This is a genomic window from Pseudomonas chlororaphis subsp. piscium (assembly GCF_003850345.1).
GTDB lineage: Bacteria > Pseudomonadota > Gammaproteobacteria > Pseudomonadales > Pseudomonadaceae > Aquipseudomonas > Aquipseudomonas piscium.
Genome location: NZ_CP027707.1, coordinates 2,555,751 through 2,569,219, shown reverse-complemented (window position 1 = coordinate 2,569,219; position 13,469 = coordinate 2,555,751). Strand labels below are relative to the sequence as shown.

At 65.5% G+C, this 13,469-nt stretch carries 13 protein-coding genes; 5 read left to right on the top strand and 8 right to left on the bottom strand.

All coding sequences use genetic code 11. The features are described 5' to 3' along the window. Window positions 1-128 precede the first annotated feature (128 nt). On the bottom strand, window positions 129-1,031 hold the full coding sequence (locus C4K38_RS12025; protein ID WP_053278523.1) for a LysR family transcriptional regulator: 903 nt from the start codon (window positions 1,029-1,031) through the stop codon (window positions 129-131). Window positions 1,032-1,132: 101 nt separating this feature from the next. Between C4K38_RS12025 and C4K38_RS12020 the strand changes: the two genes are divergently transcribed. Then, entirely contained in the window at window positions 1,133-2,356 is a 1,224-nt protein-coding gene (locus C4K38_RS12020) for an acetylornithine transaminase (RefSeq protein ID WP_053278522.1), read from the top strand. Window positions 2,357-2,487: 131 nt separating this feature from the next. On the opposite strand, the gene C4K38_RS12015 is transcribed toward C4K38_RS12020, so the two are convergent. Then, window positions 2,488-3,027: a DUF4174 domain-containing protein gene (locus tag C4K38_RS12015; protein WP_025809620.1), complete on the bottom strand. Its 540-nt coding sequence runs from the start codon at window positions 3,025-3,027 to the stop codon at window positions 2,488-2,490. A 504-nt stretch (window positions 3,028-3,531) separates the two neighbouring features. Here C4K38_RS12015 and C4K38_RS12010 point away from each other — a divergent pair. Further along, the gene (locus tag C4K38_RS12010; protein WP_009048360.1) at window positions 3,532-4,401 is read left to right on the top strand and encodes an isocitrate lyase/PEP mutase family protein; all 870 of its coding nucleotides are present in this window, start codon (window positions 3,532-3,534) and stop codon (window positions 4,399-4,401) included. A 71-nt stretch (window positions 4,402-4,472) separates the two neighbouring features. On the opposite strand, the gene C4K38_RS12005 is transcribed toward C4K38_RS12010, so the two are convergent. The 4 genes from C4K38_RS12005 to C4K38_RS11990 form a co-directional block, all read right to left on the bottom strand. After that, the gene (locus C4K38_RS12005; RefSeq protein WP_053278521.1) at window positions 4,473-4,898 is read right to left on the bottom strand and encodes a response regulator; all 426 of its coding nucleotides are present in this window, start codon (window positions 4,896-4,898) and stop codon (window positions 4,473-4,475) included. Window positions 4,899-4,980: 82 nt separating this feature from the next. Continuing rightward, complete coding sequence (locus tag C4K38_RS12000; RefSeq protein WP_053278520.1) at window positions 4,981-6,063, bottom strand: MBL fold metallo-hydrolase; 1,083 nt, start codon at window positions 6,061-6,063, stop codon at window positions 4,981-4,983. A 37-nt stretch (window positions 6,064-6,100) separates the two neighbouring features. After that, window positions 6,101-6,511, bottom strand: a complete 411-nt coding sequence (locus C4K38_RS11995; RefSeq protein WP_053278519.1) for a hypothetical protein — start codon at window positions 6,509-6,511, stop codon at window positions 6,101-6,103. 2 nt (window positions 6,512-6,513) lie between these two features. Continuing rightward, entirely contained in the window at window positions 6,514-8,643 is a 2,130-nt protein-coding gene (locus C4K38_RS11990; protein WP_164487003.1) for a C1 family peptidase, read from the bottom strand. Window positions 8,644-8,936: 293 nt separating this feature from the next. Between C4K38_RS11990 and ppnN the strand changes: the two genes are divergently transcribed. Continuing rightward, window positions 8,937-10,310 carry a nucleotide 5'-monophosphate nucleosidase PpnN gene (gene ppnN, locus C4K38_RS11985; RefSeq protein WP_053278518.1) on the top strand — a complete coding sequence of 458 codons (1,374 nt, stop codon included), beginning with the start codon at window positions 8,937-8,939 and terminating at the stop codon, window positions 10,308-10,310. A gap of 168 nt (window positions 10,311-10,478) precedes the next feature. Beyond that, window positions 10,479-10,796, top strand: a complete 318-nt coding sequence (locus C4K38_RS11980; protein ID WP_007924983.1) for a DUF2388 domain-containing protein — start codon at window positions 10,479-10,481, stop codon at window positions 10,794-10,796. A 62-nt stretch (window positions 10,797-10,858) separates the two neighbouring features. On the opposite strand, the gene C4K38_RS11975 is transcribed toward C4K38_RS11980, so the two are convergent. Next, window positions 10,859-11,473: an NAD(P)H-dependent oxidoreductase gene (locus C4K38_RS11975; RefSeq protein ID WP_053278517.1), complete on the bottom strand. Its 615-nt coding sequence runs from the start codon at window positions 11,471-11,473 to the stop codon at window positions 10,859-10,861. Between the two features lie 94 nt (window positions 11,474-11,567). On the opposite strand from C4K38_RS11975, the gene C4K38_RS11970 reads away from it, so the two are divergent. Next, the gene (locus tag C4K38_RS11970; protein ID WP_053278516.1) at window positions 11,568-12,194 is read left to right on the top strand and encodes a TetR/AcrR family transcriptional regulator; all 627 of its coding nucleotides are present in this window, start codon (window positions 11,568-11,570) and stop codon (window positions 12,192-12,194) included. Here the strand turns inward: C4K38_RS11970 and C4K38_RS11965 are convergent. Next, entirely contained in the window at window positions 12,191-13,432 is a 1,242-nt protein-coding gene (locus C4K38_RS11965) for an MFS transporter (RefSeq protein ID WP_053278515.1), read from the bottom strand. The two genes, C4K38_RS11970 and C4K38_RS11965, sit on opposite strands and share 4 nt — an antisense overlap. Window positions 13,433-13,469 lie beyond the last annotated feature (37 nt).

Here is a 13,469-nt window from a genome sequence, read left to right as displayed (position 1 = left end):
CGCCATCGCCGGCAAGCCTGGCTCCTACAGAAGCCATCCGCGATCCCCCGTAGGAGCGAAGCTTGCTCGCGATGGCGTCCTCACAACCGCCATCGTCGGCAAGCCGGCTCCTACAGCCCTGGCGCCAGCTAGCGCCCCCACTTCTCCAAAGCGAACTCGACGAAGCTGCGCAGCTTGGGCAGGCGGTAGCGGTCCTGGGCATACAGCAGATGCATTGCCCGCAGGGGCAATTGATAGTCCTGCAGCACCGGCACCAGCCGCCCCTGTTGCAGGTCTTCTTCCACCAGGGCATCGGGCATCATCACCACCCCCAGGCCACCCCGCGCCGCGCGGTGCAGGCCGGACGAGGTGTTGGTCAGCAGCGAACCGGACACCGGGATCAGCACGTCCCCCTCGGGCCCGCGCAACGGCCATTGGGTAGCGGTGGAACTCCACTCGTCGCCGGCCGGATAGGCGAACGCCAGGCAGTTGTGGTGCTGCAGGTCCTCCGGGACTTGCGGTGTGCCGCAGCGCTGCAGATAGTCCGGCGCCGCGCAGATGGTCAGGGTGTAGTCCTCCAGGGGCCGGGCGATCAGCGACGAGGTGTCCAGGTTGCCCAGGCGAAAGGCCACGTCGAAGGCACCGTCGATCAAGTCGAAGCGCTGGTTGGCCAGCGTCAGTTCCACCTTGACCTGCGGGCAGCGCTGCTGGAACTCGCTCAGGGCCGGCGCCAGGCGCTCGGTGCCGAAGGTCAGCGGCGCGGTGATGCGCAGGGTGCCGGACGGCTCGCCCTGGACCTGTTCCGCCAGGCGCTCGGAGTCCGCCACCAGCCCCAGCACCGCCAGGCAACGCTGGTAATACTCGGCGCCGAACTCGGTCAGGCGCTGGCGCCTTGTGGTGCGGCTGAGCAGGCTGACCCCGAGGCGCTGCTCCAGGGCCCGCAGGTGATTGCCGACCATAGTGGTGGACAGGCCGCACTCACGGGCGGCGGCGGTCATGTTCCCCGCCTCCACCACCTTCACATACACCGTCATCGCCTGGAACAGATCCATTATCAACCCTGGCTTTAAGATGATTAAAGAATTGACGAGTTTATCTAGCTCAGGTGGCTAACGATACTGCCTGCACACCACACTAGATGGAGCGACCCGTCATGACCGCCACCTGCCTGATGAGCACCTATCAACCACTGCCCCTGAGCTTCACCCGCGGCCTGGGCACCCGCCTCTGGGACCAGGCCGGCCGCGAGTACCTGGACGCGGTGGCCGGTGTGGCGGTGACGGGCGTCGGTCACTCCCACCCCAGGCTGGTCAGCGCCATCAGCGAACAGGCCGGCCTGCTGTTGCACACCTCCAACCTCTACGGCATCGACTGGCAACAGCGCTTGGCACAGCGGCTGACCCGCCTGGCCGGCATGGACCGGGCGTTCTTCAACAACTCCGGCGCCGAAGCCAACGAGACCGCACTGAAGCTGGCGCGGCTGCACGGCTGGCACAAAGGCATCGAGCGGCCGCTGGTGATTGTCATGGAGAACGCCTTCCACGGCCGCACCCTGGGCACCCTGGCGGCCAGCGACGGGCCGGCGGTGCGCCTGGGCCTCAACTCGTTGCCGGGGGATTATCTCAAGCTGCCCTTCGGCGACCTGGCCGCCCTGGAGCAAGCCGCGCAGGCCCACGGCCCGCGTATCGCCGCGGTGCTGATGGAGCCGATCCAGGGTGAAAGCGGTATCCGCCTGGCCCCGCCCGGCTACCTGAAAGCCGTGCGCGAGCTGTGCAGCCGGCGCAACTGGCTGCTGATGCTCGACGAGATCCAGACCGGCATCGGCCGCACCGGCCAGTGGTTCGCCTGCCAGCACGACGGCGTAATCCCGGACGTGATGACCCTGGCCAAGGGCCTAGGCAACGGCATCCCCATCGGCGCCTGTCTGGCCCGGGGCAAGGCCGCTCAACTGTTCACCCCTGGCAGCCACGGCAGCACCTTCGGCGGCAACCCGCTGGCCTGCCGGGTGGCCTGCACCGTGCTGGAGATCATCGAGGAACAAGACCTGCTGGCCAACGCCAGGCGCCAGGGCGAACACCTGCTGCAACGCTTGCGAGTGGAGCTGGCCGATCACCCGCAGGTCCTGCAAGTGCGCGGCCTGGGGTTGATGATCGGCATCGAGCTGAAAAAGCCTCAGCGCGAACTGGCGCTACGGGCAGCACAGGATCACGGGTTGCTGATCAACGTGACCCGGGGCACCACCATCCGCCTGCTGCCACCGCTGATCATCGACGAACGCGAAGTGGAAATGATCGTGCGCGGGATCAGCCGGACGCTGCAAGGCACTGAAGGCGATGGCGATGCAGCAAAAGAGGCAGAAATGCTGGCACTGTCGTGACCGATGCCTGATGGTCAGGCGAGGTGAGTTAGAACGTTATCGCGAACAAGCTCGCTCCTACAGGGGCATGTATGTTTCTGCAGGAGCGAGCTTGCTCGCGATGGGCTATCAGGAAAGGGTGATGGCCAGACTCAGTCGTCCAGCGGTTTCGGTGGCGCCGCAGGCTTGCCCGATTTGGCGGCTTTGCCGGCGTGGGCTGCCTTGACTTCCGAGACCGGCGCTAAGGTCGGCGCAATGGCTTCCTTCTCCGCGGCCGGCAGTTGGTCGATGGTGCTGAAGACTTCCTTGAGTTCGATGGCCCCGGAATGCTCGAGCTTCTTCTCGCCGTCCTTGCCCACCAGGATCACCTTGGTCTGCGCCCCGGCGCCGAGCTTCAGGCTACGGATCAACGCCATGGTCGATTGTGGGTCCAGGTCCTTGCCGTCGCGTTGGCCGATGGTGTTGATCACCGTGTAGAGCACCATGTTGCGTTCGCTGAAGGCCTGGCGGTTGGCCGGCTCGTCGAGGGACTTCTTCAATGCCACCAGCGTCGGGTCCACGGTGCTGGGAGCGATGACGATCAGTGGGCGCGCCTTGCCCTGATCCTGGGCCAGAGGGCCTTCGTTGTCGGCCGCCATTGCGGGGCCGACGACAGCGAGCAGCGTTGCGAGGGTCAATGACCGAATGAACATGCGTCTCTCCTTTGGGTATCCACGCTCTAATGATTGCGCATCAGGGGAAAAGGTCCAGACCCGGACTCAAATTCTGACATTTTATTGAGCCTTTCCCGTGGTTCGTGGCGCTGCAACTAATGCTGCGCACGCTCGTTTTCGCTGCTACCGGTCGACGCCCCCATAAACGCCAGTGATGAGCGAACCCTCTTATTCGGCATGATCGACCTGCCTTGGCGCCCATGACAACCGGCATGGCCTATGCCGTTCTGGCATGGGCCCATACGAATTCGTCATCATTTTCGCCGCGGCGGCGTGATAGCCTTCATCCCGGCCATAACAAGAGCGCCCGCCTGGTTTTTTCCATCCGGTGCGGCGTCACCCGCCGTTTCATACCTGCTTGCTTCGTCTTCATCTGCCCAGGTTTTCGCAGCGAACCTTCTACACAGGCTCGCTGGACGACCGATTGCATTTTTGACTCGACGCTATCGTCGGCATCTCTTTTACCTCCTTCCGGGAGTTCGTATGTCCAGGCTGTCTCATCAAGATTTACGCCGTAGTTTTCGCGAGTTGATCGCTTCAGACTCCTGCTTTCACACCGCCTCCGTATTCGACCCGATGTCGGCGCGGATCGCCGCCGACCTGGGGTTCGAAGTGGGCATTCTCGGCGGCTCCGTCGCTTCGCTGCAGGTGCTGGCCGCGCCTGACTTCGCCCTGATCACCCTGAGCGAATTCGCCGAGCAGGCCACCCGCATCGGCCGCGTCGCCCAGCTGCCGGTGATCGCCGACGCCGACCACGGCTACGGCAACGCCCTCAACGTGATGCGCACCGTGGTCGAACTGGAGCGCGCCGGCGTCGCCGCCCTGACCATCGAAGACACCCTGCTGCCGGCCCAGTTCGGGCGCAAGTCCACCGACCTGATCTCGGTCGCCGAAGGCGTGGGCAAGATCCGCGCGGCCCTGGAAGCCCGGGTCGACCCGGAACTGGCGATCATCGCCCGGACCAACGCGGCGATCCTGCCGATCCAGGAAATCATCAGCCGCACCCAGCAATACGAGCGCGCTGGCGCCGACGGCATCTGCATGGTCGGGGTCAAGGATTTCGAGCAACTGGAGCAGATCTCCGAGCATCTGTCGGTGCCCTTGATGCTGGTGACCTATGGCAACCCGGCGCTGCGCGACGATGCGCGCCTGGCGCAACTGGGTGCGAAGATCATCGTCGACGGCCATGCGGCGTACTTCGCGGCGATCAAGGCCACCTACGATTGCCTGCGCGAACAGCGGCAGATCTTCACCCAGGCCTCGGACCTCAGCGCCACCGAGCTGGCTCATACCTACACCCAGCCTGAGGACTACATCGTCTGGGCCAAAGAGTTCATGAGCGTCAAAGAGTGAGCCGCTAGCTCACCCTCCCTTGCGATCACCGAGGACCTGAGGTCCTGGGTGGTCGAAAGCCGCTTCGCGCCTCACCTCCCCGCCCCACTCTCTATATCTCCCGCCCTGTTCAACGCCTCGTCGACACTGTCGAGGATCTGCCCGATGGTCCAGGGTTTGCGGATGAACGCCACCGGGTAGCGGATGCCGGAACTCTGCGGCGTCTCATAACCGGACATCACCAGCACCGGCAGGCCCGGCCAGCACTCGCGCACCCGATTGGCCAGGCCCGCGCCGTTCAAGGTGCCCGGCATGTTGATATCGGTCAGCAGCAGGCGCACCTGCTCTGGATGGCTTTCCAGGAACCGCAGCGCCTCATCCGCGCTGGGCATGGCCTGGGTAGCAAAACCCTCGTCCTGCAGGATCTCGCAGAGAAACTCCAGGATCATCGGCTCGTCCTCGACCACCAACAGCAGGTGACAAGGCTGGCCTGGATTGACGGATGACACTGGACTCATGTGGATGCCGCTCCCTGACTGCGTACACAACCCTGGCGCGATTGCGCCGTTTAGAGTTATGAGCAGCGCCGGGCCGATAAATTCACTCGGCCTGCCGAGGTGCCGGGCAAGACAGCGCAGGCACCGTCGGTTGCGCCGGCGGCAACGGGATGACTGCCAGAGGCGCCGGCAAGACCACCGGAACGCCACGGGCGACATGGCAGGCAATAGTGTCCAGGAAGGGTTGGAGCTTGAGCCCGGGAAGCGGCCGCGGCTGGTACGGATCGTTGCCGAAGAAGTTTTCCCAGTGGCCGATCAGCACCATCCGCGGTCGAGTGACCGTGAGCAGGCGCCAGGGGTAATCCGGCACCTGGGTCCAGGACGCGGCGCTGAGGATTTCCACGTCGATCCCCTTGCCATCGGCCAGCGCCGGAGGAAAACCTAAGGGTGGCGGCGCGCCGGAATCCTGATAGTGCAGGCGGTACACCGGGTTCTTGCCCGACTCGTCAAGCAGGTCGATCAGCCAGGCCATCGGCTGCCCCGGTTTCCACTGCCAGATGTAATCCGGCGTGTCCTTGAGGTCGAGGACATAACGCCCGGGAATCAGGTTGATACCGGCGACATGCCCGGCATGCAGGCTCTGGATCGGCATGGCCCGAATGCGCCCACCGGTGGAATACAGCCAGGTCCCAGGCTTCGGCGGCAGCCAGGTGCCATCGCGCTCCTCGAGACGGGCCATGGCCCACTGCGCGTTGACCACCCGCTTCGGGTCGACCATGGCACGCAGCATGTGCGCCACCGAGGACGAACCATAGACCAGGGCCTTGGGGCTGTGTTTTTTCATCACCCAGGGGACGTCCAGCAGATGGTCATAGTGCCCGTGCCCCACCAGCAGCATGCTCACGTCATCGGCGCGCGGCATGTAGAGGTCGATGCGCTTGTGGTCGGCCACCACCCGCGCCGGCGGCAGGAAGCCTGAGTTCACGGCCGCCGGATTGCTGAACGACGGCGCCAGCAGCACGCCCTCCCCGCGCCAGTGCAGCAGCCAGCCGCCCACTCCGAGAAACTGGATCTTCGGCTCGCCGATCACCGCCCGTTCCCGATAGAGCCCTGGCATCCCGCCTTGCGGGTCGCGGGCGCAGCCGCCCAGCAGCAGCAACACGACAAGCATCACCACAGCCGGCATCACCTTTGCTCCCCCGCTCTGCGCGCCGAGTGCTCTGTTAGCCACCCTGAGTGACATCGATCACCTTGACGTCCATCTTCCCCGAGTTGTTCCAGTAAAAGCCGAGCACGTCGTTGGCACAGAACTGCAAGCGCCCCGGCGGCAGGTCCGACCAGACGCCGTCGCCACGCCCGAGCAGGCGCCAGGGCGACTTGCCCTTCGGGCCCTTGGTCCGCACCAGCAGCGCCATCCAGGCCGCCTCGGGCAAGCGCTTGGCCCTGCCCAGCCGCTCGCGGATTCCACCGGGGTGCGGCAAGCCCTCGGGGCCGGTCAGCGGGTCCTTGGCATCGATCCACAGACCTTCTACCTGGAAGCGGTAGCGATGCCCGGCTTCGATTTCGAACTCACTGGTGACACAGGACTGGTCGGCCGGCACCTCGATGGGACGGTTCTGCAAAGGAATGTTCATGGTTACCTCCGTCCGACGCTGCTGGCCAGGTCCACCTGACGCCGCCGTTGCGCCCGCTCGGCGATGGGTTGCGCCAGCACCAGGGCTTGTCGCGCTCCACCTTGCCCGAGGATCCGCGCCAAGGTCGCGCGGACCGTGGTTTCATCGTTGTCGAAGTCGCCATGGTGACGGGCCCCGGAGGCATTCTGATGGCCCATCGGCAAGTCGTTGGGCGCGCGCACCCAGCCGGCGTTCGAGGCGCTGGCGAACAGCTGCGCCAGATCGCTTTCGCTGGTGACGAAGCGCTCCATGCCAAGGATCGGCTCACCATCGGGCCGGATCAGCGGGATGCGCACCTTGTCCTCGAACGCATCGGAGACCAGGTACAGCAAGGACTTGTTGTAGATATGCGCACAGTGGTCATCGCGCTCGGCCTGGTCGGTCAGGGTGAACAGGCCAAACTTCTCGATGCGTTTGTCGCGAATCGGTGCCAGGTAAGTCTCGCGAAACAGCTTGAGGGTGCAGGCCGGCGCCCACAGGTGGCAACTGGCGATCTTCACCTCCAGCCCCTTCAGCTGGCTGCGTGCCATCGGCCCACTGTTCATCGTGCCCTTGGAAACCAGGTACTGCACCATCGGCGCCAGCAGGATGCTGCCCGCGCTGTGCCCGACGATGTGGATCTCCACCCCCTGGGCGGCCAGGCGCGCCAGGGCCTTGGCCACCACCCGCGCCCCGCCGTTGGCATTGACCGTGGCACGCAGGCCGTTTTCCTTCATTTCATCCCACTCGGCCTTGCCGGTCAGCAGCCGGGCAATGGGCTCCAGCGCGTCGTCCAGACGGTCGAGCATGAAGTCCTTGGTCGCATCCAGCACTCCTTCGGAGCGTCGGCGCCGGGCGGCATCGGCCAGCATGTTGCCCAGGGTGCTCCAGTAATCGGTCTTCCAGATGAACGCCAGCGGATAACATTCGGCCTGCAACATGGCCGCGCGGTAGCCGGCCACGGTTTCGATGGCCCCGGCCTGCGCCACCAGGCCGCCGTGGGCATACACCACGATGCGTTTTTTTGCCCAGCCGGCGGTGATGCGCGGGAAGTCCACGGCAAATATTTCCTGGACGCTGGCCGCGGTGGTCGCCAGGTCGCCGCGCGGGTCGAAGGCGCCGTCGTTGCCCAGGCTGATGACATGCGGGCGGATCTCCCGCAGGGTCTCGCTGGACGAAGCCGCCGCCACCGTCTTGGCCTGCGAGCTCGCCTGCAGCGGCACGCGCAGGGTGATCGGCGCACCGAGCCGCGCGACCCAGGCATCCGCGCCGTTGGCCAGCCAGTCGTCGTAGCGCAGGTGGGCAAAACCCTCGTACCCCCAGGTCTCGCCCCAGGAGTTCTGAATCCAGAAACCGTCCTGGTCATAGGCAACGATCGCGAAGGCGTGGCCGCCGAGAATGTTCGCCGAGGGCAGGATATGGCCATCCCCACCGACCACATGCCAGCCCTCGTGCACAGTGGCGCTGGCGTACAGCACACCGACCTCGGCAATCGCCGCGTGCATGGCGACTATGTCGGTGTGGTTGACCCGGAAGTACGCCCCCAGCGGACGCAGCGCCGCCTCCTCGGCCAGCACCTGGGTCAGGGTCGTGGCCTGGTTGCCGGCCTGCCACTGCGGCGCCGGGCACACCCCGTGCTTGTACCAGCCCTTCATCGCCCCGCGACAACTGGAACCTTCGTCCGCCTCGCCGGCCCATTCGTCATAACGACGAGCCAGGTCATACAGCATGTGCGGGCTGACGAGCGTGGCGTCGGACTGATAGCGGCGGGTGCGCAGCAGGTAATGCGCCACCGTCGCCAGGCCATAACCGGTGCAGGCGTTCTCCTGGCCCTGGTCGAGCACCGGCACCCTGGTCTTGCGGTAGTCGCTGAGTTCCCGGCGGATCGGCACTTCCACCAGCGTCGGGATATACATGGTGTCGCGAAAATCCAGGCCGTCCGGTCGCACGTTCAACACCCGCACAGGGGCCGTGGCGGCCTTGCGGCTGGCGACCTTTTTGCCAGCTTTGGCGGTCGTTGCGGCGGTTTTTTTTGTGGTTTTCTTCTCGGCTTTTTTTGCTGTAGCCGCAGCCTTGCCCTGTTTGACCGAGGACCGGTCGGATGCAGATGCCATGCTCACGCGCTCCCGATGTCGTGACGAGACTGGCACTGCTGGCGCCTGGTGGCGCTCCCCAGCCCTATGGGTGACTGGGCTGAGCATAGCCAAGGGCGATGCACGCCGCTTTCGCTTCGGACCACCAGCTGTGAGAAAGTAGCGTGGCGGACGCGCCGCACGTTCCGGTGGCCCCGTTTGCCTTCGCGTCGTGAAGCCCGGGAGAATGCTTTTCCCGGCGTCCCGCCCGCCGCTCACTATTCTTGAGCCATGGGCCCGCATGGGCCGGTGGTCTCGCTTTCAAGGAATCCAGAATGCAGCCAAGACACGTCATCAACGCTTCGGTCAGCCCCAAAGGCAGCCTGGAGACTTTGTCCCAACGTGAAGTGCAACAACTCAGCGAAGCCGGTTCCGGCAGCATCTATGCCCTGTTCCGCCAGTGCGCCCTGGCCATCCTCAACACCGGCGCCCACGTCGATAACGCCAAGACCATCCTCGACGCCTACAAGGATTTCGAAGTTCGCATCCACCAGCAGGACCGCGGCGTGCGCCTGGAACTGCTGAACGCCCCGGCCGATGCCTTCGTCGACGGCGAGATGATCGCCAGCACCCGGGAAATGCTGTTCAGCGCCCTGCGCGACATCGTCTACACCGAAAGCGAACTGGCCAGCCAGCGCATCGACCTGGAAAGCTCCCAGGGCATCACCGACTACGTCTTCCACCTGCTGCGCAACGCCCGCACCCTGCGCCCGGGCGTGGAGCCGAAGATGGTGGTGTGCTGGGGCGGCCACTCCATCAGCACCGAGGAATACCAGTACACCAAGAAGGTCGGCCATGAACTGGGCCTGCGCAAACTGGACGTCTGCACCGGCTGCGGCCCGGGCGTGATGAAGGGCCCGATGAAGGGCGCGACCATTGCCCATGCCAAGCAGCGCATGAGCGGCAGCCGTTACCTGGGCCTCACCGAGCCGGGCATCATCGCCGCCGAGGCGCCGAACCCGATCGTCAACGAGCTGGTGATCCTGCCGGACATCGAGAAGCGCCTGGAAGCCTTCGTCCGCGTCGGCCACGGCATCATCATCTTCCCGGGCGGCGCCGGGACCGCCGAAGAGTTCCTCTACCTGCTGGGCATCCTCATGCACCCGGATAACCGCGAGCTGCCGTTCCCGGTGATCCTCACCGGGCCGAAAAGCGCCGCGCCCTACCTGGAGCAACTGCACGCCTTCGTCGGCGCGACCCTGGGCGACGCGGCCCACAGCCTGTACCAGATCATCATCGACGACCCGGCCGAGGTCGCCCGGCAGATGACCGAGGGGCTCAAGGAGGTCAAGCAGTTCCGCCGCGAACGCAACGACGCCTTCCACTTCAACTGGCTGCTGAAAATCGACGAAGGCTTCCAGCGTCCGTTCGACCCGACCCACGCCAACATGGCCAGCCTGCAGCTGGACCACGGGCTGCCGTCCCACGAGTTGGCGGCCAACCTGCGCCGCGCGTTCTCCGGCATCGTCGCCGGCAACGTCAAGGACAAGGGCATCCGCCTGATCGAGAAGCACGGCCCGTACGAAATCCACGGCGACACCGCGATCATGCAGCCGCTGGATCACCTGCTCAAATCCTTCGTCCAGCAGCACCGGATGAAACTGCCGGGCGGCGCGGCCTATGTGCCGTGCTACCGGGTCGTGAGCTGACAGCCCGTTGACGACGGCCCCCGGTGCAACGCCGGGGGCCGTTTCCTGCCCCACGCAAAACGCCCGGCCAGCGGGCACAGCGAGCGCTCAGGGAACTCCCGGGCAGTGCCGCGCATCCTAGATTGTGTAGCACTTCCTTTTCGCTTCACGCTGTCGGAGGACGCCCTTATGCGCCGCCTATTACTCGTTTCTTCGTTGTTGCTCTGTCTGCCCGCAGGTTCAGCCATGGCCCGTGTCGATGCGGGTGATGTCGCCACCTCGGCAGGGGTTTCCGCCTCGCTGTACTCGACCTTCAAGGACGACAAGATGGTGATTCCCGCCCGTGACGATGCCTCCAGTTTCGTCGCCAGCGGTGGCGCCATCCGTGGTGTCTACCTGGAGTCGGTGCTGCAGAAAATCCGCCAGGAAAACCCAGGCCTCAACGCCAGCGATGAAGAACTGGCCAGGGCCATCCTCACTCAACAGGCGCAGCCAGCCGGGCACTAACGGCCTGTGCCGTCCTGCGCTGCGCGACCGGGACGTCGCGCAGCCGCACAGGCACCCTCCCCTCACCCCGCCTGAACCGCCGCAGTGGCCCCGGCGCGGCTGAACAGATCGCGACCTATACTCCGGGCCGTGCGCAGGTGCAGCGCCGGATCCTGGCTTTCCGATTCCAGCAGCAGCTCCGAGGTCAATACCCGGGCACCGCAGTAGTCGAAGATCCCGTGGTCGATCTGGGCCTTCATCGCCGCCTCGTAGCCGTGGCGCCCGTAAGTGCCGGCGTCGGCCCCACCGACACCGAGCAGGTGCACCCGCAGGTGTCCAAGCTTTTTCTGCGTGCGGTTTTCCTCGAGGCTGAAGTCGAAGGCCCAACCATTGGCGAACACCCGATCGATCCAACCCTTGAGCAGCGCCGGCATCGACCACCAGTACACCGGATAGACCAGCACCAGTGCATCGGCGCCGTCGATGCGCGCCTGCTCGGCCAGCACGTCGGCTGGTGGCTGTTCCTGCCGGCGATGGACCGCGTGGTCGGCGGCATTGAAGCGTGGGTCGAACGCCTCGGCGAACAGGTCGGCGATCTCGAACGAGTGGGACGGCCCAAGCCCCTCGGCGACCTGGGCCGCCAGGCTGTGGCTGAGCGAACGGGGATCATGGTGGGCGACAACGATAAGCGCATGCATGGCGAAGGCTCCGGCAAATTGGATTGAGGGCAGCAACCGAGCCCTATATACTTTTGGTAAGTTACGAACAGTAAGTTACTTTTGGTATATAAGCATGTCAAGCACCCCCTCCGAGGCCTCACCACCCCGTCGTCGCCTGTCCCGGGAAGAGCGCCTGCAACAGTTGCTGGAAGTGGCCTGGCAATTGATCGGCGCGGAAGGCACCGAGGCCCTGACCCTGGGCCGCCTCGCCGAGCAGGCCGGGGTGACCAAGCCGGTGGTCTATGACCATTTCGTCACCCGCGCCGGGCTGCTGGCGGCGCTGTACCAGGACTTCGATGCGCGCCAGACGCTATTGATGGACACCGCCCTGGACCGCAGCGAAGCGACCCTGGCCAGCCGAGCGACGGTCATCGCCGGCGCTTATGTCGACTGTGTGCTGACCCAGGGACGAGAGATTCCCGGGGTGATCGCCGCGCTGGCCAGTACGCCGGAACTGGCGCGGATCAAGGAGGAGTACGAGCTGATCTTCCTGGAAAAATGCCGCGCCGCCCTCGCCCCCTTCGCGGCGCCCGGGACCATAGCAACGGCCGGCCTGCGGGCAATGCTCGGGGCGGCCGAGGCGCTGTCCCATGCGGCGGCCACCGGAGAAATCAGCCGCGAGCAGGCCCGCGACGAGCTGTTCGACACCATTGTCGCCATGGTCGAGCGCAGCGCGCGGCGCGGTGCCGGCACGGTCTAACCGGCTTCGCCCGCCACCGGCACGGCAGGCTTCATCGAGCCGAACCACCAGGTCACAAGGGCGCACAAGGCCATGACGCCACAGGTGCCGACAAATACCGTGCGCATGCCGAAGTGCCCGCCGAGAAAGCCCCCGGTCAGGGGGCCGAGCACCTGCCCGACGTACTGGCTGGAGGTCGAGTAGCCAAGCATCCGCCCGGCGATGTTTTCCGGCACCGAATGACGAATGATGCTGGAGATGCAAGGCAACAGCCCGCCCAACGCCAGGCCCATGAGAAAGCGCAGCAGCACCAGTTGCCAGGGCGCACTGACCAACGCCTGGGGAATCAGCAGCAGCGCCGCGGCGGCCAGGCACACAGTCAGCACCCGCCAGTGGCCGATACGGTCGGCCAGCTTGCCCAGCTGCGACGCGGAAATGATGCTGCCCAGGGCCGCGGCGGACATCACCAGCCCTGCCATCAGGGTGACGTTATCCGCCCGCAGTTCCTGCAGATACACAGTGATGATCGGTTCGATGGACATGGTCGCGAACATCAGCAGACAGGCCACCGCGAACATGCTCAGCAACGGTTTCTTGTCCCTCACCGACGCCCAGGAATTATCCGGCGCCTGGCTCTTTTGCCTTGCCTGGCGTGGCTCGCGCGGCGCCTCTTTCAACAAAAAGGTGGTGGCCAGAAAGGTCACGAAGATCACCGCCCCAGCGATGAAGAAGGTGTTGCGGATGCCGATCAGCGGCGGCAGCAGACCGCCCACCAGAGGTCCGGCCAGACTGCCGGCCATGATCCCCGAAGACAGCACGCCCAACGCCCAGCCGGAGCGCGCCTTGGGGGTTTGCGTGGCAACCAGGATGGTCGCCCCCGAGGCATAACCGCCCAGCAAGCCCGCCAGCAGCCGCAGCAACACCAACTGCCAGACGTTCTCCGCCAGGCCGATCAGCGACATGGCCAGCGCCATGCCGAGGCTGGCGCGGATCAGCATCAGCTTGCGCCCGTAGCGGTCGCCCAGGCGGCCCCACAAGGGCGCGGTGACCGCCGCCGACAGAAAGGTCGCGCCAAAGGCCACGCCGGACCACTGGACGATGGCCGCCGGGTCGCTGACGCCCAGTTGCTCGACGTACAACGGCAGGAACGGCAACAGCAGGGTCATCGCGACAATGGTGGTGAACGCTCCCAGGGCGCACACCGCGAGGTTGCGCTGCCAGTAGCGTTCGGCGGGAGACAGCGACTGCGGGGTGGACATCGGGGCGCTCCATCGGTCAGGGACGGAGCCACGCTAC